Origin of the sequence: Caballeronia sp. ATUFL_F1_KS4A (genome assembly GCF_023630905.1) — a bacterium.
GTDB lineage: Bacteria > Pseudomonadota > Gammaproteobacteria > Burkholderiales > Burkholderiaceae > Caballeronia > Caballeronia zhejiangensis.
The window spans coordinates 583429-604490 of the sequence record NZ_JALQEB010000001.1 but is presented as its reverse complement, the minus strand read 5'-3'; the positions used below and the strand labels follow the sequence as shown (position 1 = coordinate 604490).

The following is a 21062-nucleotide window of genomic DNA, read 5'->3' as shown; positions in this document are numbered from 1 at the left end:
GCGGACACGCGAATGTCTCCGAACGGGGGCATGCTTTGACCAATGACCGTTGCAGCGCGCCGTTTCGTTGGCGTGAAGCATCGAATGCCAGAGACCCACGAGCCATGCCACGTTTCGCCCGCCTCTTCGAAGCCGCCGCCGATACCCTCAACGCTTACTATCAGGCAGTCGCGGACAACAGCATCGACACGGTGATGTCGTTGTGGATCGACGAGGAGTTCGCCACCTGCGTGTGCGCGGACGGCACGCATCTGCACGGGCTGGAAAGCATCCGCGCGGGTCTCGCGAAGCAGTTCGAGACGCAGCCCGTGACCGTCGAGCCGCTCGATATTCGCGTGTACGACAGCCTGGGCACGGTCGTCTATGCGATCGCCGAGGCGCATCAGCCGGCCGAGCCAGCCAGCGCGCCGCGCATGATCTACACGACGTATGTGATGGTTCACGAACGCGGCGAGTGGCGCATCGCGCATATTCACGCAAGCGAGATGCCGATCGAAACCGCGGGCCAGTTCGCCGCGAAGCTGCGTCACGGTCAGGGACCGCTGCACTAAGAAATTCGAAGAAGACGTCTGTCGGGAGGGGCCATGAAGCGCGATCCGTTGTTGAAGCACGATTCGTCGTTCGTGGACAAAGCGCCCGCCGTGGCACTGAAGGAAACCGCGCGCCTGCTTTCGCCGGGCGCCGCCGAATGGCTCTACAGCGCGCCGCGCTGGCTGCCCACGAGCCATGCGCAAACCATCGTCCCGGCGCTCTTCGGCCGCAAGCCCGACGTGCGTTACCGGCGCGAGCGCTGGAATACGCCCGACGGCGATTTCATCGATCTCGACTTTCTCGCGCACGATCCCGCCGATCAACCCGCCGCGAACGCCCCGCTCTTCGTGCTCTTCCACGGCCTCGAAGGCAGTTCCGATTCGCACTACGCTCGCACGATGATGGCCGCCGCCCGGGCGCGCGGCTGGCACGGCGTCGTGCCGCATTTCCGCAGTTGCAGCGGCCCGCTCAATCTGCTGCCGCGCTTCTACCATCTCGCGGACAGCGCCGAAGTCGACTGGATTCTGCGGCGGCTCGCGCAAGTGCATCGCGGGCCGATCGTCGCGGCGGGCGTGTCGCTCGGCGGCAACGTGCTGCTGCACTGGCTGTGCCAGCGCGGCACGGACGCGTCGATCATCAGCGCGGCGGCGGCCATTTCCGCGCCGCTCGACGTCCACGCGGGCGGCCTCGCGATCTCGCAAGGCTTCGGCATGGTCTATACGCGCAGCTTCCTGAAGTCGCTCAAAAAGAAGGCGCTCGCGAAGCTCGGGCAGTATCCCGGTCTCTACGACCGCAACGCCGTGCTCGCCGCGCGCACGCTGTACGAGTTCGACAACGTCGTCACCGCGCCGCTGCACGGCTTTCGCGACACCAATCACTACTGGTCGACGGCGACGATCCGCGCGCATCTGAAGCACATCGAAGTGCCCGCGCTGCTGCTGAACGCGCGCAACGATCCGTTCCTGCCCGAGTTCGCGTTGCCGTCGACGGCGGAAGTATCGGCGCGCGTGACGCTCGATCAGCCGAACCACGGCGGGCACGTCGGCTTCATGACGGGACCGTTTCCGGGCCGGATCGACTGGCTGTCGCAGCGCGTGTTCGGTTATCTGGAGAACTTCGTTTCGTGAACCGTCATGGATGACATCGTCAAGCAGGCGCTCGCCAAATGGCCCAACGTTCCGCACTGCACGGGCTGGCTGCTGCTCGACCGGCGCGGTCAGTGGCGCATGCGCGACGACGCCGCGCAAGCCGCCGGCGAACTCGGCACGCCGATCCGGCATGAGGCGCTGCTGGGCTTCATCAACCGCAACTACGAAAGCGATGCCGACGGCCAGTGGTTCTTTCAGAACGGCCCGCAGCGCGTGTATGTGGAGCTCGTGTACACGCCGTGGATCGTGCGTCTGCATGCGGCGGACGGCGCATTGCGGCTGATCGATCAGGGCGGCGCGCCGTTCGAGCCGGCGCATGTCTGGATCGACGACGCAGGCGGCATTCTCCTTTCCGATGACGCCTCGCCCGCACGCATCGCCGCCCTTCACGATCACGATCTCGAACTGTTCGCGGACCACGCGTCGCTCGACGATGCCGGCACACGCGGCGTGTTCCACTGGCGCGACGGGGTCGATCTGACCGTGCAGCCGATCGCCCGCGCCGATGTCGCCGCGCGCTTTGGCTTCGTCGCGAGTCCGGCCGAACGCGCCGCCGCGAAGAAAGACTGAGCTAGCTAGCCGTTCTTCTCCATCTCGCGCTCTTCCTTGTAGCGCGTCTCGAAATCGCGCAGCCGGGCGGAAATCGTCGAAAGATCGTAGAAACTCGCGGTCTTGACGTCGCGCGCTTCCTTCAGTTGCCGGATCGCGGATGCCCACGCGCCATCGAGCGCGAACTTTTCCGCCATCGCCTGATGCTGTTGCAGCGGATCGTTGAGACCCGCGCTTGCCTGCGCGAGATAGAACCACCAGTCGGGGCGCGTCGGCTCGGCGCGTGTTTCGCGGCGCGCGAGCGTCTGGGCGTCGGCGAAGCGGCGCGCGGAAAGCAGCGTCTGCAGATGCACGTCGATGGCGGCGTGCGACGCCGGCCAGCGCTTTTGCGCGAGGTCCGCGAGGCGGATCGCATCGTCGTTGCGGCCCGCGCGGCGCGCGATGTCGGCGGCGAGCACGTCGAGGCTCGGCGTGCTGCGCAGCGCCGGCGGTGCGGATTGAGGTTTCGCCGGCGGAGCCGATCGGGCTTCGACGCGAACCGGTGGAAGCACGATGTCGCTCTTCGCGCGCAATGCATTGCCGTTGCTGGAGTCTCCGAGATTGAGCGGCGTGCGCGCGTTGTCGAGCGGCGTCGCGATCGTCGACGCATCCGCGTTGCGCAGCGACGGCTCGCCGCTCTTCTTGCGCGGAGCCGGCTGCGTTTGACCAACCGCGCGATCCTCCTTTTGCACTTGCGCCGATGCCGCCGCCGCGCTCGCCTCCTCGCCCTCGAATAGCGCGCGCGCCTTCGCGAGCGCGTCGCTGGCCGCGTCGTGATTGCCCAGCAGCGATTGCGCGAGCGCGATGCCGTACCAGTTGGACGCGGGATTGAGCGCCGTCTGATCCTCGATTTCCGATTTGAGCCGGCTCGCGACCTCGCGATAATCACTCGCGTAATTCACCTGCAGCACGCGCGCCCGGGCGCGCACGAACGCATATTCGGCCGACTGACGCGGCTGCCGGTACGGCACGCGCCGCGCGCGGCCTTCCATGTCGGCGATGCGGTCGATCGTGAGCGGATGCGTGCGCACGTACGGCGGCACGCCGTTATCGGCCATCGACGCGCGATCGAGACGCTCGAAGAACGCTGCCATCGCGTAAGGATCGTAGCCGGCGGCCGCGAGCATCTGGAAACCGACGCGGTCGGCCTCGTGCTCGGCCGCGCGCGAGAAGCGCAACTGATTGTCGACGGCGAACGCCTGGCCGCCCATCGCGATGCCCATGCCGAGATCGCCGCTATGGGCGAGCAGGCCCGCGAGCAGGCCGGCGAGCATCCCGGCGAGTGCGGCGTAGGAACTCTTTTCCTGCGTGCTGAGCATCCGCGCGATATGCCGCTGAAGGACGTGCCCCATTTCATGGCCGATGACCGACGCCAGCTCCGATTCCGTTTGCGTCGCGGCAATCAGCCCCGTGTTCACGCCGATAAAGCCGCCCGGCATCGAAAACGCGTTGATCTGCGCGTCGCGCACGGCGAAGAGATCGAAATCCGGCCGATAGCCGCCGAGATACTGCGTCGCCGCCGCCGCTGAAAGCTTCGACGAGATCGAGTCGAGATAGTCGCGCAGCAGCCAGTCGTCGAGATAATCGGGATCGGCGCGCACTTCGCGCATCATCTTCTCGCCGACCTTGCGCTCGGCCTGCGGCGTGAGGGAGCCGCCGGAGCCGTCGCCGAGATCCGGAAGCTGCACCGACGACAGCGGCGCGCGCAAACCGGACATCGTCCCGGGGCGGTTCGCGAAACGGCTTTCCGCGCCGCCGTAGACGCCGAACACGCCTTGCGCGATGTTGCCCGGCACGTCGCCGCTGGCGCTTTCCTGCGACGCGCGCAGTTGCGCGGCCGCGAGCGTGCCGGTCGAGCCCGCGGAAGGCGAACTGGATTGCGCCAGCGCCGCGGGCGGCATGACGAGGGCGACGCAAAGGAGGGAGGCGAGCGCGCGGCTCGGACGTGTGAAATGCATGGCGCGAAGCGCCGATAGTCGGCTCGAGAATCGAAACGGGCTTATCGTATCAAGTGTTGCGCGCGGCGCGTCTCAGGTCGGCGGTGCGTCGCGCCGGACCGTGGCGTTCTGCGGAAAATCGCGCGGATTCACGCTGGTATGATAGACGCCCATTCGAAGGAGACGCTATGTCCGGACTCACCCATTTCGATGCCGCCGGCGAGGCGCATATGGTCGATGTCGGCGCGAAAAACGAAACGCGCCGCGTGGCCGTTGCACGCGGCTCGATCGCGATGCTCGCGCCCACGCTCGCGCTGATCCGCGAAGGCCGAGCGAAAAAAGGCGATGTGCTGGGCGTCGCGCGCATCGCCGCGATTCAGGGTGCGAAGCGCACGGCCGATCTGATTCCGCTGTGTCATCCGCTGGCGCTGACGCGCGTCGCGGTGGATTTCACGATCGATGAAGCGCTACCCGGCGTGCACTGTGAAGTGCGCGTGGAGACGGTCGGGCGCACGGGCGTGGAAATGGAAGCGCTGACCGCCGTGCAGGTCGGATTGCTCACGATCTACGACATGTGCAAGGCGGTGGATCGGGGGATGACCATCACCAATGTGAAAGTGATGGAAAAGCACGGTGGGAAGTCGGGGGATTGGGTGGCGGACGACCAGCCGTCGCCCGCGCCCTGACCGCTCACTCTTCTTCCTCATCCTCCGAAGGCTCCTGATTCGGCAGCGGCACACCATACAGCTTCACCAGATCCGCCTTGAACGACGCCAGCGGCTTGCCCGCTTCGTCCGCCAGATCGTAGACGGCCAAAAGCTGCTTCGGCCAGTCGTGCAACTGCGTCGCGAAGATCTTCAGGCGCGCCATCGTGTCGAGCGCCTCGGCCTTCTGCCCGGCGAGCGCCTGCAACACCGCGTAGCGGCGCAGCACGGTCTCCCCCGGCAACAGCGCAATCGCCTTCCGATGCGCCGCGAGTTTCTCCTCGACGTTCTGCGCGTTGATCGGCAGCAAGGTCGCCGCACCGTATTCGCCCCACGCCGTGAACAGGAAAGACGGATTTTCACGATACTGCTCGGCCGGGCGCGAGCCGTAGTACAGCACTTCCGCGCGGTTGTAGTCGCGTAAGGTCGGATACAACGCCGCGAGCCCGCCGAGCACCAGCACGACATATACGCCATAAGAGAGCGGACGCGGAACCAGCCGCAAGGGACGCGTCTCCAGAAGGCCGATGACGAGCATCGCCGGCATCAGAAAGAACATGTACTGCTGCGGATACTCGACGAGCGCATGCATCATCAGGACGCCGAGCAGCGACAATCCGAAAATGCGCGCCGGCGTCTGCGGCGCGCGCAGCACGCGAATCAGCCAGAAGACGACGCTCGCGACCAGAATCGCGACGCCGAGCGCACCCGTTTTTGCGAGCAGATCGATGAAGATGTCGTGCGCGTTGTTCGCGATCTCGACGCCGCCCAGATCGCGCACGAGGTCGAACTGATAGCGCGGAAACTCGCCCCATCCGACGCCCAGCAGCGGATGCGTCTTGAACATCGTCCAGCCGTACTTCCAGAGCGCGAGCCGCGGCGCGATCTGACTCGCTTCCTGCATGCGCTCCGCCGCCGATTGCGCGAGCCCGAAATCGAAGCGCACGTTCGCCCAGCGCACGGCCGCGTTCACCGCGAAAAAGACGATTGCGAGCAGAATCGGGACGATCCACGCGCGCGCATCGCGGCGGCCGGGGCCGTCGAAGCCTTCCGACGCGACCGGCCGCCCGAGCACGAACGCCATCCAGAAGCCGGCGACGACTATCACCGCCGTCTGCAGCCACGGCCCGCGCGATACGGTCAACGCGAGCCCGAGCGAGTAGATCGCCGACAAGATCAGCCACAGAACGAGCGGCAGCCGACGCGCCTGCACGAAATAAAGCGCGCCCGCCAGCGCGAACGCGATCACGGTCGCGAGGTGATTCGCCTGCGCCATGTTGCCGAACGGGCGCCGTTCGATCATCACGTTGTACGCGACCACGAACGGCGTGAATTTCACTTCGAGATGCAGCAACTGCACGATCTGACAGAAGACCGCGAACAGTCCGCCGACCATCAGCGCAGCCGCGCCGATACGCAGCGTCTTCTCGCCGAGCCCCGCCCGCACGAGACCGAAGCCCGTATGCACCGCGAGAAACGAAGCGAGCAGATACGCGCCGCCGAGCCAGTTCATCGATGGCTGCGCGATCGGCAACAGCACCGTCTGCGCGACGAGCAACAGGCCGAACGCAAGCGGCATCAATGCGACGACCGGCGATGCGAACGGCACCTTCGGCTCGGAGACGCGCACGAGGAGCGCAACCGTCGCACCGAGCGCCAGATAAAGCGCGAGCGCGCTGTATTCGGCGTAGAAGGTCGGAATCGGATACGTGTGGTTGACGACCGCGAAGGGAAACGTCAACGCAAGGCACAGAACGGCGAAGCAGAGAAAGCGCGCGTATTGGGAAGGCATGAGGAACTGGGAACGTCGGCGACCGGCGCACTATACAAAACTTTGCCCCCGCTGTCCGTCGAACGGCCGGTTTTGCTACCAAATCGCCAACTTTCGCGCAAAAACGACGGCGCGACGGCGCGGCGGCGACGTAAATCCTCCCGCCGCGCTTCGCCTCAGTGCTTACGCGCGGCACTCCGGCGGTGCGAGATTGCCTGGCAATGTCGGCGCCTGCGCGGGCGTCGGACCGGCGCCCGGCGCGGGCAGCGACGACTCGGTCTTCTTGCCCGCGAAGCATTCCCACGTCACCGACCCCGATTGCACGGAACCGCGGCTGAGCGACACGCGCGCCGTAGGTGTATCGGCGTTGTCGGGTGTCGAAGGCACGAGCACGAGCGTGTTCGAACCCGCCGGCGCGACGCGCGTCGTATAGGCGATCGTGATCTGCCCGTTGTCGCTGTCGACGTGAATCGACTCGACGTTGCGCGTGCCGGGCGGCGACGCGAATCCGCCCGCCAGATCCGCGCCGCTCGCCGCGTTCTCCGCCACTGCGAGGCGCGCGGCCGCCGCGAGCGTCATGCCCTCGCCCACGCGGCTTCGGGCAAGATAATCCTGATACGCCGGTATCGCATACGCCGCGACCACGCCGACGATCGCAAGCACGATCATCAGTTCGATCAGTGTGAAGCCGCGTGTCAGCGCATCTTTCGTGCGCCCGAACCACCATGCGCGCCGTTCGCGCGGCACGTCCAAAACCGAAGCCTTCGTCGTCATTGCTACTCCCTGAAAAACAGAAAAGCGCCCTTCCGCGCAATGCGGTCAGGACGCTTCGATCGTATTCAGGGAGCCGCTCCGGCGGCAGTCAGCCGAACGGCCTAGGAGAAATCAACCCGCCGCGCGATTGCCGTCGGCGAGCGCGCGCCGCTTGAGCAGCCAGCCCAACGCGACGACAAGCAACGCGCCCGCCAGACGCGCCGCATATCCGACGAGTTCGGTATTGAGCGCGGGCCATCGGTCGATGAACGGATCGTCGATGATGAGGCCGCCCGCGATCCAGCCGAGCAGACCCGCGCCGAGCAGCACGACGGCGGGCAAGCGGTCGAGCAGCTTCAGCACCAGCGTGCTGCCCCAGACGATGAGCGGAATGCTCACGACCAGGCCGAAGATCACCAGCGTGAGCCTATGACGCGGATCGGCGGCTTCGGCCGCGCCCGCGATCGCGATGACGTTGTCGAGGCTCATGACGGCATCGGCGACGATGATCGTCTTCACCGCCGCCCACAGCCGGTCGGATGCGTCGATCTGATGATCGTCGTGGTCCGGCTGCATCAGCTTTACGCCGATCCACAGCAACAGCAAGCCGCCGAGAAACTTGAGAAACGGAATGTCGAGCAGAAAGACCGCGAACGCGATGAGCACGACGCGCAGGATGATTGCGCCGAGCGTGCCGAACACGATGCCGCGCGTGCGCTGCCGATCCGGCAGATTGCGGCAGGCGAGCGCGATCACGACGGCGTTGTCGCCGCCGAGCAGAATGTCGATCACGATGATCTGAACGACCGCGCCCCAATGGAGCGTCGAAAAGAATTCAAGCATGAGGCTGAAATGAAAAAAGCGAGGAAGCAGCGCTCCCTCGCTTTTCAATGGCTTTTACGAAAGGAATCAGTAAGAGTACCAAACCCTCGCGTAATTTGCCTGCTTCGATCAGAGAACCGACTTCAGCAGACGTGCCATCTCCGACGGATTCTTCGTGACCTTGATGCCGCACGCGTCCATGATTTCGAGCTTGGCGTCAGCCGTGTCCGCACCGCCCGAGATCAGCGCGCCTGCGTGGCCCATGCGCTTGCCCGGAGGCGCCGTCACGCCCGCGATGAAGCCGACGACCGGCTTCTTCATGTTGTCCTTGATCCAGTAAGCGGCGTTCGCTTCGTCCGGACCGCCGATCTCGCCGATCATGATGACGGCGTCCGTTTCCGGATCGTCGTTGAACATCTTCATCACGTCGATGTGCTTCAGACCGTTGATCGGATCGCCGCCGATACCGACCGCCGACGACTGGCCGAGGCCCAGCGCCGTCAACTGGCCGACCGCTTCATACGTCAGCGTGCCCGAACGCGACACGACGCCGATGCGGCCCTTCTTGTGGATGTGACCCGGCATGATGCCGATCTTCAGCTCGTCCGGCGTGATCGTGCCGGGGCAGTTCGGTCCGAGCAGCAGCGTCTTGCGATTTTCGCGGCGCATGCGGTCCTTGATTTCGAGCATGTCGCGAACCGGAATGCCTTCCGTGATGCAGATCGCGAGATCGAGGTCGGCCTCGACGGCTTCCCAGATCGCGGCGGCAGCGCCCGCGGGCGGCACGTAGATGACCGAAACGGTCGCGCCGGTTTCGGCCTTCGCTTCCTTCACGGACGCGTAGATGGGAATGCCTTCGAAGTCTTCGCCGGCCTTCTTCGGGTTCACGCCCGCGACGTACGCTTCGCGGCCGTTCGCGTATTCGCGGCAGGCGCGCGTGTGGAACTGGCCGGTCTTGCCGGTGATGCCCTGCGTGATGACCTTCGTGTCTTTGTTGATCAGAATCGACATGTAGTGACCTCTGTTCGTTTGGCGTCGCCATGCAAAAAGCCAGGCGCCGCCATTCGTATCTGGTGGAACGCTCTCTTAAGGCAACAAGCGAACGCGCTTACTTGCCTTCGGCCGCCGCGACGACCTTCTGCGCGGCTTCTTCCATGCTGTCCGCCGAGATGATCGGCAGGCCCGAGTCGGCCAGCATCTTCTTGCCGAGGTCTTCGTTCGTGCCCTTCATGCGCACGACGAGCGGCACCTTCAGGTCCACGGCCTTCGACGCAGCGATCACGCCTTCGGCGATCACGTCGCAACGCATGATGCCGCCGAAGATGTTCACGAGGATCGCCTTCAGGTTCGGGTTCTTCAGCATCAGCTTGAACGCTTCGGTCACTTTCTCGGTCGTCGCACCGCCGCCGACGTCGAGGAAGTTCGCCGGCTCGCCGCCGAACAGCTTGATGGTGTCCATCGTGGCCATCGCGAGGCCTGCGCCGTTCACGAGACAGCCGATGTTGCCGTCGAGCGAGATGTATGCGAGGTCGAACTTCGACGCTTCGACTTCAGCCGGATCTTCTTCGTCCAGATCGCGGTACGCGACGATTTCCGGATGACGGAACAGCGCGTTCGAATCGAAGTTGAACTTGGCGTCGAGCGCGATGACCTTGCCTTCGCCGGTCACGATCAGCGGGTTGATTTCCGCGAGCGATGCGTCGGTTTCGAAGAACGCCTTGTACAGGCCTTGCAGGATCGCGCGCGCTTGCGGGATCGATGCATCGGGAATGCCGATCTTGCGTGCGAGATCATCGGCGTCCGCGTCTTGCAGACCGGTCGACGGCTCGACGGCGAACTTGTGCAGCAGTTCCGGCGTCTTTTCCGCGACTTCTTCGATGTCCATGCCGCCTTCGCTCGACGCCATCACGACGATCTTCTGCGAAACGCGGTCGAGCACGAGGCCGACGTACAGTTCCTTCTTGATGTCCGCGCCTTCTTCGATCAGCAGGCGATTGACCTTCTGGCCTTCGGGGCCGGTCTGGTGCGTGACGAGCTGCATGCCGAGGATCTGGTTCGCGTATTCGCGGACCTGTTCGATCGACTTCGCGACCTTCACGCCGCCGCCCTTACCGCGTCCGCCGGCGTGAATCTGCGCCTTGACGACCCAAACCGGGCCGCCCAGCTCTTCCGCGGCCTTGACCGCATCATCCACCGAGAACACGGGTTTGCCGCGCGGGACCGCGACGCCGAATTTCCGCAGGATTTCCTTACCCTGGTACTCGTGAATCTTCATGCGTGATTCCTTCAGTCTGAGAGTTGGAGTGAACTTCTGTTTGCTTGAACCGCTGATTCTTTTCTTGTTTGAATTCCGTGCGTGAGCGCGAGCGCTGCTTGCGCGCTACGAGGCGGACTTTGTCTCCGGCCTGTCTTGCACCGTTGTTCCGGATCTGGATGGTTCGCCGGGCGCGTGGCCGAACCAGCGCGGGTAGTGTTCCCTGACCGCGGGTCCGTCGAAACGCAGCGCGTGGCATCGGCCGAGCTGAAACGGCGGCTCGTCGCGCTGCGCGTTGGCGTCGGCTTGCTTGAATGGATTGCCGTCCTCGATCTTCCAGACGTCGCCCGCGAATGCCTGAATGGCTGCGGTCGGCAAGACCCCGCACAACTCGGTGAGATGCGTGCAGCCGGCAGTGCCGCGCAGCAGCGTGTTGGCTTCGCGGCGAAAATTCTGGAGGAGATTGAGCCCGATGAGCTTGCGATAGACCGCATTGGACTCGGCGCACAAACCGCCATACGGCGCCCAGTCGGACGACGCTTCGACGTCGACGATGCTGAGTGTGCGATCGATGGTGATGCGCAGCCAGAGTTCATGGATCGGCAGGCCGTGCGGCCGGACGCCCGTCGCGAGCTGGAAGTCGCGCGGCTTCTCATCGGTTAGACAGGCTTCGATATCCCACAGGCCGTCGTCGCGTTCGAACGCTTCCACTCGAATCGCGCGGCTATGACGCAATTGTCGGGGAGCGGGAGGCGAGAGAGGCATGCTGGAGTGAGCCGGTACGGGGAAAACCGTGGAATTTTAGCATATCGGGTATTTCGAGCCGGGCATGTGCCTGACGAATGGAACGCGCGTGCGGATCAAGCCGAACGGGCGCTCAGTCGTCGACGATTTCCTCGCTCCAATCTTCGTCACCGCCCTTCAATATCTTGCCGATCGTACCGCTCGAAAAACCGCGCGCAGCCAGAAAGCGCGCCTGCTTGGCGCGCTCGGCGGGCGTCTCCGGCGGCACGCCGTATTTCTTTTCCCACACCGCCCTGGCGCGCGCGGTTTCGGACTGCGCGAGCTTGTCGGCGGTTTCGCTGATGAGCGTTTCGCCGACGGCATGCCGCTTCAGCTCGCTGATGATCCTGCTGCCGCCCATGCGCGACGCCCGCCGATGCACGACGCTCTCGACGAAGCGCTCGTTCGACAGCCAGCCATCGCGCTCGAGACTGTCCAACAGGGATTCGAGCGGAGCGGCTTCTTCGACGTACGGACGCAGCTTGCGCGACAACTCCGCGCGGCTGTACTCGCGACGCGACAGGAACGCGAGCGCGCGGCCCTTCAACGAGCGTTGCGGACGTTTGGGATTGTTGACTTCGTTTGCCGATGTCTTGCGGGTGCGCTGGCTGGAGCGGCTATAAACCGTTTCGCCGGAAACGGCTGGCGATGGCTCGGAAGGCACGCATTGTTCGAAGGGCTCGAATGGATCGGCGTCTTCGAATGGGTCCGGCGGGTTAGCGGACGGCGGGCTGCGATCGGCGGCAGGCGCCTTCGGCTGCGCTGTCGCCTGCTTCAGTAAGGCGCGAGCTTGTTCCAGGCGGGCCGCGCGATCATTCGCGTCTACGCTGCTTTCATCCCTTTTAACAGGCTCGAAAACGCGATGCGCCGACGCGAATGACTTCGCGCCGGCGCGTTCCTTGTTGCTGCGCCTGAAGCCGCCTGACTTCGACGATGCACCGCGCCGCTCGCTGCTTCGCTCGTAGCGATCGACGGAATCGGAATCGTCGCCGGTTCCGTTATCCGCCGGGTCTGCCTTGGATCCGAGCCGGCGCGTCTGCATCTTCCTTCAGGCTCGATGCTTACTCGTCGTCGGCCGCTGCGGCGCTTGCGACGACAGCTTCGCCCAATGCAGCGACGCCCAGCGATTCGCGGATCTTGTTCTCGATCTCGCGCGCGATGTCCGGATTTTCGCGCAGGAATTCCCGCGCGTTGTCCTTGCCCTGACCGATGCGATCGCCGTTGTAGCTGTACCAGGCGCCCGCCTTGTCGACCAGCTTCGCCTGCACGCCCAGATCGATGATTTCACCCTGACGCGAAATGCCTTCGCCATAAAGAATGTCGAAGATGGCTTCGCGGAACGGCGGCGAGACCTTGTTCTTCACAACCTTCACGCGCGTCTCGTTGCCGATGACTTCGTCGTTCTTCTTGATCGAACCGATACGGCGGATATCCAGACGCACCGACGAGTAGAACTTGAGCGCGTTGCCGCCCGTGGTGGTTTCCGGGTTGCCGAACATCACGCCGATCTTCATGCGGATCTGGTTGATGAAGATGACAAGACAATTCGTGCGCTTGATCGTGCCGGTGAGCTTGCGCAGCGCCTGCGACATCAGACGCGCTTGCAGACCCGGCAGCGAGTCGCCCATTTCGCCTTCGATTTCCGCCTTCGGCACGAGCGCCGCGACCGAGTCGATCACGATCATGTCGATGGAGCCGGAGCGCACCAGCGCGTCCGCGATTTCGAGCGCCTGCTCGCCCGTGTCCGGCTGCGAGATCAGCAGTTCGGGCACGTTCACGCCGAGCTTGCCGGCGTACTGCACGTCGAGCGCGTGTTCCGCGTCGATGAACGCCGCCGTGCCGCCGAGCTTCTGCATCTCCGCGATCACCTGCAGCGTGAGCGTGGTTTTACCCGACGACTCCGGACCGTAGATTTCCACGACACGACCGCGCGGCAAGCCGCCGACGCCGAGCGCGATGTCCAGCCCGAGCGAACCGGTGGAAACCACTTGAATGTCTTCGACCGCCTCACCTGCGCCGAGCCGCATGATCGACCCTTTGCCGAATTGCTTTTCGATCTGCGAGAGCGCGGCGGCCAGGGCCTTGCTCTTCTCCGCAGTCATGCCAGCCGGGCCTTTCTTGCTTTCTTCCATGAATCGTCCTTTGCTATGATGAACGGCGTCTGAGGCAGTGTTCACGGGGTTTTTCGCCGCTCGATCGAGCATACGAAACCGCCCTTCCCACTCACGCAGACACTGTATAAAAAAACAGTAGTTTTTGCAAGCCTGTCGCGGCGTGGCGCAGCTTTTTTTCCACGTCGCCCAAGCACGCAAGAACCACGAACACCTGGAGACCGCCGCGCCGGGCGACACACGGTGCCGGCAATGCCGATGCGCTTCATCGCGCATGCATGGCGTACAAAGGCGCACACGACGATGCGAATCCTCATTGCCGAAGACGACAGCATACTCGCGGACGGGCTCGTCCGATCACTCCGCCAATCGGGATACGCCGTCGACCATGTGAAGCATGGCGTCGAAGCGGACACCGCCCTTTCCCTGCAAACTTTCGACCTGCTGATCCTCGATCTCGGCCTGCCGCTGATGCCCGGTCTCGAGGTGCTGCGCCGCCTGCGCGCGCGCAACTCGCAGATGCCCGTGCTGATCCTCACCGCCGCCGATTCCGTCGACGAGCGCGTGAAAGGTCTCGATCTCGGCGCGGACGATTACATGGCGAAGCCCTTCGCGCTCAACGAACTCGAAGCGCGCGTCCGTGCGCTCACGCGCCGCGGCGCGGGCGGCGGTCCGACCGTCGTCCGGCACGGCTCGCTCGCCTTCGATCAGATCGGGCGCATTGCGACGATCGGCGATCAGGTCATCGATCTGTCCGCGCGCGAACTCGGCGTGCTCGAAGTGCTGCTGCAGCGAACCGGCCGGCTCGTATCGAAGGAGCAGCTCGTCAATCACCTGTGCGAGTGGGGCGAGGAAGTCAGCAATAACGCGATCGAGGTCTACGTGCATCGGCTGCGGAAGAAGATCGAACCGAGCGGCGCGAAGATCATCACGGTACGCGGTCTCGGTTACACGCTGGAGAAAGCGGCCGCCACGACGAACGGCGCGGGCGGGCCGCACGCCGGCGACTCCGCCAGCCATCACTATAAGTAGGCCGCATGGCGTCGCCCGTTTCCCACGAAACTCAGCGAAACGCACAAGCGAACGACGACTCCGACGCGCTGCGCGACGCGCGCTACGCGAATCCGTTCGCGCCGCCCGACGAGCTCGAGCCCGACGCCGAAACGCATCCACGCTCGCTCTTCGGCGAGATTCTCGATTGGATGCTCGCGCCGCTGCTGCTGCTCTGGCCGATGAGCATCGCGGTGACGTATCTGGTCGCGAAATCGATCGCGAACGGGCCGTTCGACCGCGCGCTCGAAGCCGACGCCTACGTGCTCGCGCGCCAGATTCAGCCGGTAAACGGCGTCGCGGAACTCCGCCTGCCCGACGCGACGCGCGATTTCCTGCGCGCCGATAACGTCGACAGCGTGTTTTTCCAGGTGCTCGGCACGCGCGGCGAACTCGTCGGCGGCGATCGCGACATGCCCTTGCCGCACGACGACGATCGTCCGCAGCCGGGCATCGTCGAGTTTCGCGACGATGTGCTGCGCGGCAACGATATCCGCGTCGCATACACGACGGTCGATCTGCCCGGCCTCGCGCCCGGGCGCGATCCGCACAGCGCGCAGCCGGTGCTCGTGCAGGTCGCGGAGACGCTCGACAAACGCAGCCAGCTCGCCAACGACATCATCAAGGGCGTGATCCTGCCGCAGTTCGTGATCCTGCCGCTCGCGATCATCCTCGTATGGTTCGGGCTTTCGCGCGGGCTCGCGCCGCTGCACGCGCTGCAGTCGAACATCCGCGCGCGCCGCCCCGACGATCTCTCGCCGCTGCAGGCCGGCAGCGCGCCGCCGGAGATCGCGCCGCTCGTCGCGTCGTTCAACGACCTGCTCACGCGCCTCGAACAGAACATGGAGTTCCAGAAGCGCTTCATCGCCGATGCCGCGCATCAGATGAAAACGCCGCTCGCGGGCCTGCGCATGCAGGCGGAACTCGCGATGCGCCAGGACGTCTCGACGGAAGTGCAGCGCTCGCTAGAACAGATCGCGATGAGTTCCGAGCATGCCGCGCGTCTCGTCACGCAATTGCTCGCGCTCGCGCGCGCCGAGAATCGCGCGACGGGGCAGATATTCACGCGCATCGTCCTGACCGATCTCGCGCGGCTCGCGGTGCGCGACTGGGTTCAGGCGGCGCTCGCGAAACGCATGGATCTCGGTTATGAGGAGCCGCCGTTTGCGGTCGAAGTGGAAGGCAATGTCGTGATGCTGCGCGAGATGCTGTCGAACCTGATCGACAACGCGATCCGCTACACGCCGGCGGGCGGGCGCATCACCGTACGCGTGCGGACCGACGACGACGATCTCGATCTCGTGCATCTGGAAGTGGAAGACACGGGACTCGGCATTCCGGCGGCGGAACGCGAGCGCGTGGTCGAGCGCTTCTATCGCATTCTCGGGCGCGACGGCGACGGCAGCGGACTCGGTCTTGCCATCGTCAAGGAGATCGCGGCGATGCACGGCGGCGCGCTCGCCATCGAGGATCACGTGTATCAGGACAGCCCGCGACTCGCCGGAACGCTTGTCCGCGTCAGTCTTCAGCGGGTTTTTCCTGCCCGGGACAAACCCTGAGCGCGAGCGCGGCAGATTCGCATTTCGCGCGCACGAAGCACGAGCATAGACGAATTTAGACGGTCGTTCGCATCACATATGCGCGGCTTCGGCGCAGATCGTCGTTTCGGACGTCACTCGCGTCCGGACACGCCGCGTCAGAACGCCGTAAGTTTTCGTTCCAATAATCCTTTGCACCGGGAGCCGCCTTATCGCGGACCGATGTAATCGAAAATCAGAACAGGAGACGATGCATGGCTACGGTCGAAGGGCGCGTGTCACACGCACCGATGACGGCGGAGGAGAAGAAGGTCATCTTCGCTTCGTCGCTCGGCACGGTGTTCGAATGGTATGACTTCTATCTGGCGGGCTCGCTCGCCGTCTATATCAGCAAGACCTTCTTCTCGGGCGTCAATCCGACGGCCGGCTTCATCTTCACCTTGCTGGGCTTCGCGGCGGGCTTCGCGGTGCGTCCGTTCGGCGCGATCGTGTTCGGGCGGCTCGGCGACATGGTCGGGCGCAAGTACACGTTCCTCGTGACGATCGTCATCATGGGTCTGTCGACGTTCCTGATCGGCTTCCTGCCGGGATACGCGACCATAGGCATCGCGGCGCCGATCATCTTCATCGCAATGCGGTTGTTGCAAGGCCTCGCGCTCGGCGGCGAATACGGCGGCGCGGCGACGTATGTCGCGGAACATGCGCCGTCGAACAAGCGCGGGGCGTGGACGGCGTGGATCCAGACCACGGCGACGCTCGGCCTCTTCATCTCGCTGATCGTGATTCTCGCGGTCCGCACGATCATGGGCGAAGAGCAGTTCGGCGCTTGGGGCTGGCGCATTCCGTTCCTCGTATCGATCCTGCTGCTCGCGATCTCGGTGTGGATTCGTATGAAACTGCATGAATCGCCGGTGTTCGAGCGCATCAAGGCGGAAGGCAAGACCTCGAAGGCGCCGCTCAAGGAAGCGTTCGGCGAGTGGAAGAACCTGAAGATCGTGCTGCTCGCGCTCTTCGGTCTGACGGCGGGACAGGCGGTCGTGTGGTACACGGGCCAGTTCTACTCGCTCTTCTTCCTCACGCAGACGCTCAAGGTCGATGGCACCAGCGCGAACATCATGGTCGCGGTTGCGCTGCTGATCGGTACGCCATTCTTCGTGTTCTTCGGGTCGCTGTCGGATCGTATCGGCCGCAAGCCGATCATCATGGCGGGCTGCCTGATTGCCGCGCTCTCCTTCTTCCCGCTCTTCAAGGCGCTCGCGCACTACACGAATCCGACGCTCGAAGCCGCGACGCAGAAGTCGCCGATCGTCGTCATCGCCGATCCGGGCGAGTGCTCGTTCCAGTTCAACCCGGTGGGCACGGCGAAGTTCACGAGCTCGTGCGATATTGCGAAGAGCGCGCTGTCGAAGGCCGGTCTCAACTATGAGAACGTGGCGGCGCCGGCGGGCACGCAGGCGCAGATCAAGGTCGGCGAAACGGTGGTGAACACGTACGACGGCAAGGCCGCCGACGCGAAGACGCAAGGCGCGGCGTTCGACAAGACGCTCGCCGGCACGCTGAAGAGCGCGGGTTATCCGGCAAAGGCCGATCCGGCGCTGATCAACTGGCCGATGGCGATCGTGGTGCTGACGATCCTCGTGATCTTCGTGACGATGGTCTACGGCCCGATCGCGGCGATGCTGGTCGAGATGTTCCCGGCGCGCATCCGCTATACGTCGATGTCGCTGCCGTATCACATCGGCAATGGCTGGTTCGGCGGCTTCCTGCCGGCGACCGCGTTCGCGATCGTCGCCGCGAAGGGCGATATCTACTCGGGCTTGTGGTATCCGATCGTGATCGCGTTGATCACCTTCGTGATCGGCATGCTGTTCGTGAAGGACACGCGCAAGTCGAATGTCTATCACGAGGATTAATCGACGGGCTTCTGCGCGATTTGTTAAATAAATCGCGCAGAAGGGGTTGACACCCGCTTCGACGCTCGCCATAATCTCGTCTTCTTTCGGCGAATTAGCTCAGTCGGTTAGAGCGACGGAATCATAATCCGCAGGTCCGGGGTTCGAGTCCCTGATTCGCCACCAGCTTCAAGAAAAAGCCGCTGTTCCACAAGGACAGCGGCTTTTTTGTTTTCTGCGCGCGACCGCTCTCCACGTCGCGCTCATGCTTAAATAGCGCGTCCGCTTCCTCAAGCATCCAGAACGTGCCCACCTTCGACCAACTCGCGGCGACGATCCGCGACCGCTTCCCCGATCTGAGCCCGCAATTCCAGGCCGGCGCCGCCTTCCTTCTCGACTATCCCGACGAAGTCGCCGTCCTCTCGATGCGCAAGGTCGCCGAGCGCGCCAAGGTCCAGCCCGCCGCGATGGTCCGTCTCTCCCAGCAACTCGGCTTCCCCGGCTGGAACGAGTTGCGCGAAATTTTCGTGAGCCGCGTACGCACGCGCCCCGAGCCGCTGACGACGCGCGCCCGTTCGCTCGTCAAAGGCGGCGCCGACAATCACCTGAGCCGCGATCTCGCACACGCGCAATCGCACAATCTCGAACTCACGCTCGCGCAAAACGCGCAGAGCGTCGTCGATACGGCGAAGACGCTCAAGAAAGCGCCGCATGTGCACGTCGCGGGCTTTCGGTCGTGCTATCCCGTCGCGTTCGGCCTGCTTTATGGATATCGCCTGTTTCGGCCGTCGGTGAGTTTGATCAGCGGCGAAGCGGGCACGCTCGAAATGCAACTGCGCGGCATCGAGAAAAAGCACGCGGTGGTCGTCGTCAGCTTTGCGCCGTATTCCGTCGAAGCCGTGCGCGTCGCGCAGGCGGCGATCGAGCGCGGCGCGAAACTCATCACGCTCACTGACAGCGCCGTGTCGCCCATCGCGCTGAACGCCGATCACACGCTAATCTTCGCGCACGAATCGCCGTCGTTCTTTCCGTCGCTCGTCGCGGCGTCGGCGCTGGCGGAGATGCTCGTCGCGCATCTGCTCGCGCTCGAAGGCAAGGACGCCGTCGCCCATCTCGAACAGGCCGAAGCCGCGCTGCACGCGCACGGCGCCTACGCGGCGAGCTAATCGGCCGAGCGTTGCGTCACACGCGATATGGACAACATATGTTGTTATCACGCTAGAATGCCACATCGCGTGTTGCACGCGCATTCCGCATTCGAAAGGCAGGCACCATGACCACGGTATTTCATCGCGCGCCGCGCGCCACGCTTCCGGTCGCCGTCCGCGGCGACGGCATCGAGATCGTCGATTCGACCGGCAAACGCTACATCGATGCATGCGGCGGCGCAGCCGTCTCGTGTCTCGGACACAGCCATCCGCGCGTGATCGAAGCCATCCAGCGGCAAGTGCAGCAGTTGCCGTACGCGCACACGTCGTTCTTCACGACCGAGCCCGCCGAAGAACTCGCCGACCGGCTCATCGATGCCGCGCCGACAAATCTCGGCCACGTCTACTTCGTGTCCGGCGGCTCCGAAGCGATGGAAGCCGCGCTCAAGCTCGCGCGCCAGTATTTCGTCGAGAAAGGCGAACCCGCGCGCCGGCATTTCATCGCGCGCCGGCAGAGCTATCACGGCAACACGCTCGGCGCGCTCGCGATCGGCGGCAACGCGTGGCGGCGCGAGCCCTTCCTGCCGATGCTGATCGAAGCGCATCACGTCACGCCCTGCTTCGCGTATCGCGAACAGCGGGCGAGCGAAACCGACGAAGCCTTCGCGCAACGTCTCGCCGATGAACTCGAAGCGAAGATTCTCGAACTCGGAGCCGAATCGGTGGCGGCGTTCGTCGCGGAAACGGTCGTCGGCGCGACGGCGGGCGCGGTGCCGCCTGTGCGCGAATACTTCCGCAAGATCCGCGCGGTCTGCGACAAATACGGCGTGCTGCTGATCCTCGACGAAGTGATGTCGGGCATGGGCCGCACCGGTCATCTGTTCGCGTGCGAGGAAGACGGCGTGTCGCCCGATATTCTCGCGATCGCGAAGGGTCTCGGCGCGGGCTATCAGCCGATCGGCGCGACGCTCGTCAGCAACGCGATCTTCGAGACGATCGTCGGCGGCTCGGGGTTCTTTCAGCACGGCCACACGTATATCGGTCACGCGACGGCGTGCGCCGCGGCGCTCGAAGTGCAGAAAGTCATCGCCGAAGACAAACTGCTCGACAACGTGAAGGCGCGCGGCGAACAACTGCGCGCGTTGCTGCGCGAGCGGCATGCGGATCATCCGTTCATCGGCGATGTGCGCGGCCGCGGCCTGTTCACCGGCGTCGAACTGGTTCAGGATCGCGCGGGCAAGATGCCGTTCGATCCGAAGCACAGGCTGCACGCGCTCATCAAGAGCGAGGCGATGAAGCGCGGCCTCATGGTGTATCCGATGGGCGGCACCGTCGACGGCCGCATCGGCGATCACGTACTCATCGCGCCGCCGTTCATCACGACAAGCGCGCAAATCGAGACGATCGTCGAGCGGCTCTCCGATTCAATCGATGGCGCGCTTTCCGTCATCCAGTGAGAACAAACATGAAGAAGCGACTTCCCGATTTCGACATCGCGCAGGCTTCCGATGCGCAAAGAGCCGTGTTGCAGGACATCGTGAGCGGACCGCGCGGCAATCTGAACGGGCCGTTTCTCGGTTGGATCTTCAGCCCGGAACTCGCGCAGCACGCGCAAAAACTCGGCGCGTTCTGCCGCTACGAGACCGGCCTGCCGCTGCGCCTTTCCGAGCTTGCGATTCTCGTGACCGCGGCGCGCTGGCGCTCGCAGGCGGAATGGCACATTCATCATCCGATCGCGCTCGATGCCGGCCTGCCCGCCGATCTCGCCGAAGCGCTGCGCACGGGAAAGACGCCGACATTCGCCGATGCCGACGACAAGCTCATCTTCGATTTCGCCAGCGAACTCTACGACACGAAGCGCGTGAGCGATGCAACCTACGACGCCGCCGTCGCACGCTTCGGGCACACGGTCGTCGTGAATCTCGTCGGCTTGCTGGGCTATTACGCGCTCGTCGCGATGACCCTCAACACGTTCGCGATGCGCGCCGAAGGGCAGACGGATCTGCCCTTCGCGGAATGACGCGCGCGCCGT

General features: G+C 64.5%; 19 protein-coding genes and 1 tRNA gene. 11 read left to right on the top strand and 9 right to left on the bottom strand.

Features of this window, described 5'->3' with window-relative positions; translation table 11 throughout:
- Nucleotides 1-104: 104 nt before the first annotated feature.
- Genes NCS03_RS02825 through NCS03_RS02815 form a run of 3 tightly spaced genes read left to right on the top strand, consistent with a single transcriptional unit; the run spans nucleotide 105 to nucleotide 2249 of the window.
- Entirely contained in the window at nucleotides 105-551 is a 447-nt protein-coding gene (locus NCS03_RS02825; RefSeq protein ID WP_008351336.1) for a nuclear transport factor 2 family protein, read from the top strand.
- A gap of 33 nt (nucleotides 552-584) precedes the next feature.
- Nucleotides 585-1658: a YheT family hydrolase gene (locus tag NCS03_RS02820; RefSeq protein WP_008351338.1), complete on the top strand. Its 1074-nt coding sequence runs from the start codon at nucleotides 585-587 to the stop codon at nucleotides 1656-1658.
- 6 nt (nucleotides 1659-1664) lie between these two features.
- Nucleotides 1665-2249, top strand: a complete 585-nt coding sequence (locus NCS03_RS02815) for a DUF2946 family protein (RefSeq protein ID WP_008351340.1) — start codon at nucleotides 1665-1667, stop codon at nucleotides 2247-2249.
- Nucleotides 2250-2254: 5 nt separating this feature from the next.
- Here NCS03_RS02815 and NCS03_RS02810 read toward each other — a convergent pair whose 3' ends face one another.
- Nucleotides 2255-4225 carry a M48 family metalloprotease gene (locus NCS03_RS02810; RefSeq protein WP_250528729.1) on the bottom strand — a complete coding sequence of 657 codons (1971 nt, stop codon included), beginning with the start codon at nucleotides 4223-4225 and terminating at the stop codon, nucleotides 2255-2257.
- Between the two features lie 167 nt (nucleotides 4226-4392).
- Here NCS03_RS02810 and moaC point away from each other — a divergent pair, with 167 nt between their 5' ends.
- Entirely contained in the window at nucleotides 4393-4890 is a 498-nt protein-coding gene (gene moaC / locus NCS03_RS02805) for a cyclic pyranopterin monophosphate synthase MoaC (RefSeq protein ID WP_008351343.1), read from the top strand.
- Between the two features lie 4 nt (nucleotides 4891-4894).
- Here moaC and NCS03_RS02800 read toward each other — a convergent pair whose 3' ends face one another.
- The 8 genes from NCS03_RS02800 to recA all read right to left on the bottom strand — a co-directional run bounded on the left by NCS03_RS02800 (nucleotide 4895) and on the right by recA (nucleotide 13423).
- Nucleotides 4895-6700 carry a PglL family O-oligosaccharyltransferase gene (locus NCS03_RS02800; protein WP_250528728.1) on the bottom strand — a complete coding sequence of 602 codons (1806 nt, stop codon included), beginning with the start codon at nucleotides 6698-6700 and terminating at the stop codon, nucleotides 4895-4897.
- A 162-nt stretch (nucleotides 6701-6862) separates the two neighbouring features.
- Nucleotides 6863-7453, bottom strand: a complete 591-nt coding sequence (locus NCS03_RS02795; RefSeq protein ID WP_008351347.1) for a pilin — start codon at nucleotides 7451-7453, stop codon at nucleotides 6863-6865.
- 111 nt (nucleotides 7454-7564) lie between these two features.
- Entirely contained in the window at nucleotides 7565-8275 is a 711-nt protein-coding gene (locus NCS03_RS02790) for a TerC family protein (protein ID WP_008351349.1), read from the bottom strand.
- Between the two features lie 108 nt (nucleotides 8276-8383).
- Nucleotides 8384-9265 (bottom strand): succinate--CoA ligase subunit alpha, encoded by an 882-nt coding sequence (gene sucD / locus NCS03_RS02785; protein ID WP_008351350.1) that lies wholly within the window; start codon nucleotides 9263-9265, stop codon nucleotides 8384-8386.
- A 97-nt stretch (nucleotides 9266-9362) separates the two neighbouring features.
- Nucleotides 9363-10529, bottom strand: a complete 1167-nt coding sequence (gene sucC / locus NCS03_RS02780) for an ADP-forming succinate--CoA ligase subunit beta (RefSeq protein WP_008351353.1) — start codon at nucleotides 10527-10529, stop codon at nucleotides 9363-9365.
- 105 nt (nucleotides 10530-10634) lie between these two features.
- Nucleotides 10635-11273 (bottom strand): DUF2889 domain-containing protein, encoded by a 639-nt coding sequence (locus NCS03_RS02775; protein WP_034470713.1) that lies wholly within the window; start codon nucleotides 11271-11273, stop codon nucleotides 10635-10637.
- Between the two features lie 112 nt (nucleotides 11274-11385).
- The gene (gene recX / locus NCS03_RS02770; protein WP_250481482.1) at nucleotides 11386-12333 is read right to left on the bottom strand and encodes a recombination regulator RecX; all 948 of its coding nucleotides are present in this window, start codon (nucleotides 12331-12333) and stop codon (nucleotides 11386-11388) included.
- 19 nt (nucleotides 12334-12352) lie between these two features.
- Nucleotides 12353-13423 carry a recombinase RecA gene (gene recA / locus NCS03_RS02765; RefSeq protein WP_008351360.1) on the bottom strand — a complete coding sequence of 357 codons (1071 nt, stop codon included), beginning with the start codon at nucleotides 13421-13423 and terminating at the stop codon, nucleotides 12353-12355.
- 282 nt (nucleotides 13424-13705) lie between these two features.
- On the opposite strand from recA, the gene NCS03_RS02760 reads away from it, so the two are divergent.
- The 7 genes from NCS03_RS02760 to NCS03_RS02730 all read left to right on the top strand — a co-directional run bounded on the left by NCS03_RS02760 (nucleotide 13706) and on the right by NCS03_RS02730 (nucleotide 21050).
- Nucleotides 13706-14434: a response regulator transcription factor gene (locus tag NCS03_RS02760; protein WP_033536566.1), complete on the top strand. Its 729-nt coding sequence runs from the start codon at nucleotides 13706-13708 to the stop codon at nucleotides 14432-14434.
- A gap of 5 nt (nucleotides 14435-14439) precedes the next feature.
- Nucleotides 14440-16011 (top strand): sensor histidine kinase, encoded by a 1572-nt coding sequence (locus NCS03_RS02755; protein ID WP_008351363.1) that lies wholly within the window; start codon nucleotides 14440-14442, stop codon nucleotides 16009-16011.
- Between the two features lie 233 nt (nucleotides 16012-16244).
- Nucleotides 16245-17903: an MFS transporter gene (locus NCS03_RS02750; protein WP_008351365.1), complete on the top strand. Its 1659-nt coding sequence runs from the start codon at nucleotides 16245-16247 to the stop codon at nucleotides 17901-17903.
- An 88-nt stretch (nucleotides 17904-17991) separates the two neighbouring features.
- Nucleotides 17992-18068, top strand: a tRNA-Met gene (locus NCS03_RS02745).
- A gap of 119 nt (nucleotides 18069-18187) precedes the next feature.
- Nucleotides 18188-19048: a MurR/RpiR family transcriptional regulator gene (locus tag NCS03_RS02740; protein ID WP_175979834.1), complete on the top strand. Its 861-nt coding sequence runs from the start codon at nucleotides 18188-18190 to the stop codon at nucleotides 19046-19048.
- Between the two features lie 107 nt (nucleotides 19049-19155).
- Entirely contained in the window at nucleotides 19156-20487 is a 1332-nt protein-coding gene (locus tag NCS03_RS02735; RefSeq protein ID WP_250528727.1) for an aspartate aminotransferase family protein, read from the top strand.
- An 8-nt stretch (nucleotides 20488-20495) separates the two neighbouring features.
- Nucleotides 20496-21050 (top strand): carboxymuconolactone decarboxylase family protein, encoded by a 555-nt coding sequence (locus NCS03_RS02730; RefSeq protein ID WP_175979832.1) that lies wholly within the window; start codon nucleotides 20496-20498, stop codon nucleotides 21048-21050.
- Nucleotides 21051-21062 lie beyond the last annotated feature (12 nt).

Coding starts and splice junctions, on each gene's coding strand:
- NCS03_RS02790 (WP_008351349.1), bottom strand. CDS start 8,275: ATGCTTGAATTCTTTTCGACGCTCCATTGGGGCGCGGTCGTTCAGATC.
- recX (WP_250481482.1), bottom strand. CDS start 12,333: ATGCAGACGCGCCGGCTCGGATCCAAGGCAGACCCGGCGGATAACGGA.
- sucD (WP_008351350.1), bottom strand. CDS start 9,265: ATGTCGATTCTGATCAACAAAGACACGAAGGTCATCACGCAGGGCATC.
- NCS03_RS02820 (WP_008351338.1), top strand. CDS start 585: ATGAAGCGCGATCCGTTGTTGAAGCACGATTCGTCGTTCGTGGACAAA.
- moaC (WP_008351343.1), top strand. CDS start 4,393: ATGTCCGGACTCACCCATTTCGATGCCGCCGGCGAGGCGCATATGGTC.
- NCS03_RS02755 (WP_008351363.1), top strand. CDS start 14,440: ATGGCGTCGCCCGTTTCCCACGAAACTCAGCGAAACGCACAAGCGAAC.
- sucC (WP_008351353.1), bottom strand. CDS start 10,529: ATGAAGATTCACGAGTACCAGGGTAAGGAAATCCTGCGGAAATTCGGC.
- NCS03_RS02815 (WP_008351340.1), top strand. CDS start 1,665: ATGGATGACATCGTCAAGCAGGCGCTCGCCAAATGGCCCAACGTTCCG.
- NCS03_RS02825 (WP_008351336.1), top strand. CDS start 105: ATGCCACGTTTCGCCCGCCTCTTCGAAGCCGCCGCCGATACCCTCAAC.
- recA (WP_008351360.1), bottom strand. CDS start 13,423: ATGGAAGAAAGCAAGAAAGGCCCGGCTGGCATGACTGCGGAGAAGAGC.
- NCS03_RS02760 (WP_033536566.1), top strand. CDS start 13,706: ATGCGAATCCTCATTGCCGAAGACGACAGCATACTCGCGGACGGGCTC.
- NCS03_RS02795 (WP_008351347.1), bottom strand. CDS start 7,453: ATGACGACGAAGGCTTCGGTTTTGGACGTGCCGCGCGAACGGCGCGCA.
- NCS03_RS02735 (WP_250528727.1), top strand. CDS start 19,156: ATGACCACGGTATTTCATCGCGCGCCGCGCGCCACGCTTCCGGTCGCC.
- NCS03_RS02730 (WP_175979832.1), top strand. CDS start 20,496: ATGAAGAAGCGACTTCCCGATTTCGACATCGCGCAGGCTTCCGATGCG.
- NCS03_RS02810 (WP_250528729.1), bottom strand. CDS start 4,225: ATGCATTTCACACGTCCGAGCCGCGCGCTCGCCTCCCTCCTTTGCGTC.
- NCS03_RS02775 (WP_034470713.1), bottom strand. CDS start 11,273: ATGCCTCTCTCGCCTCCCGCTCCCCGACAATTGCGTCATAGCCGCGCG.
- NCS03_RS02800 (WP_250528728.1), bottom strand. CDS start 6,700: ATGCCTTCCCAATACGCGCGCTTTCTCTGCTTCGCCGTTCTGTGCCTT.
- NCS03_RS02750 (WP_008351365.1), top strand. CDS start 16,245: ATGGCTACGGTCGAAGGGCGCGTGTCACACGCACCGATGACGGCGGAG.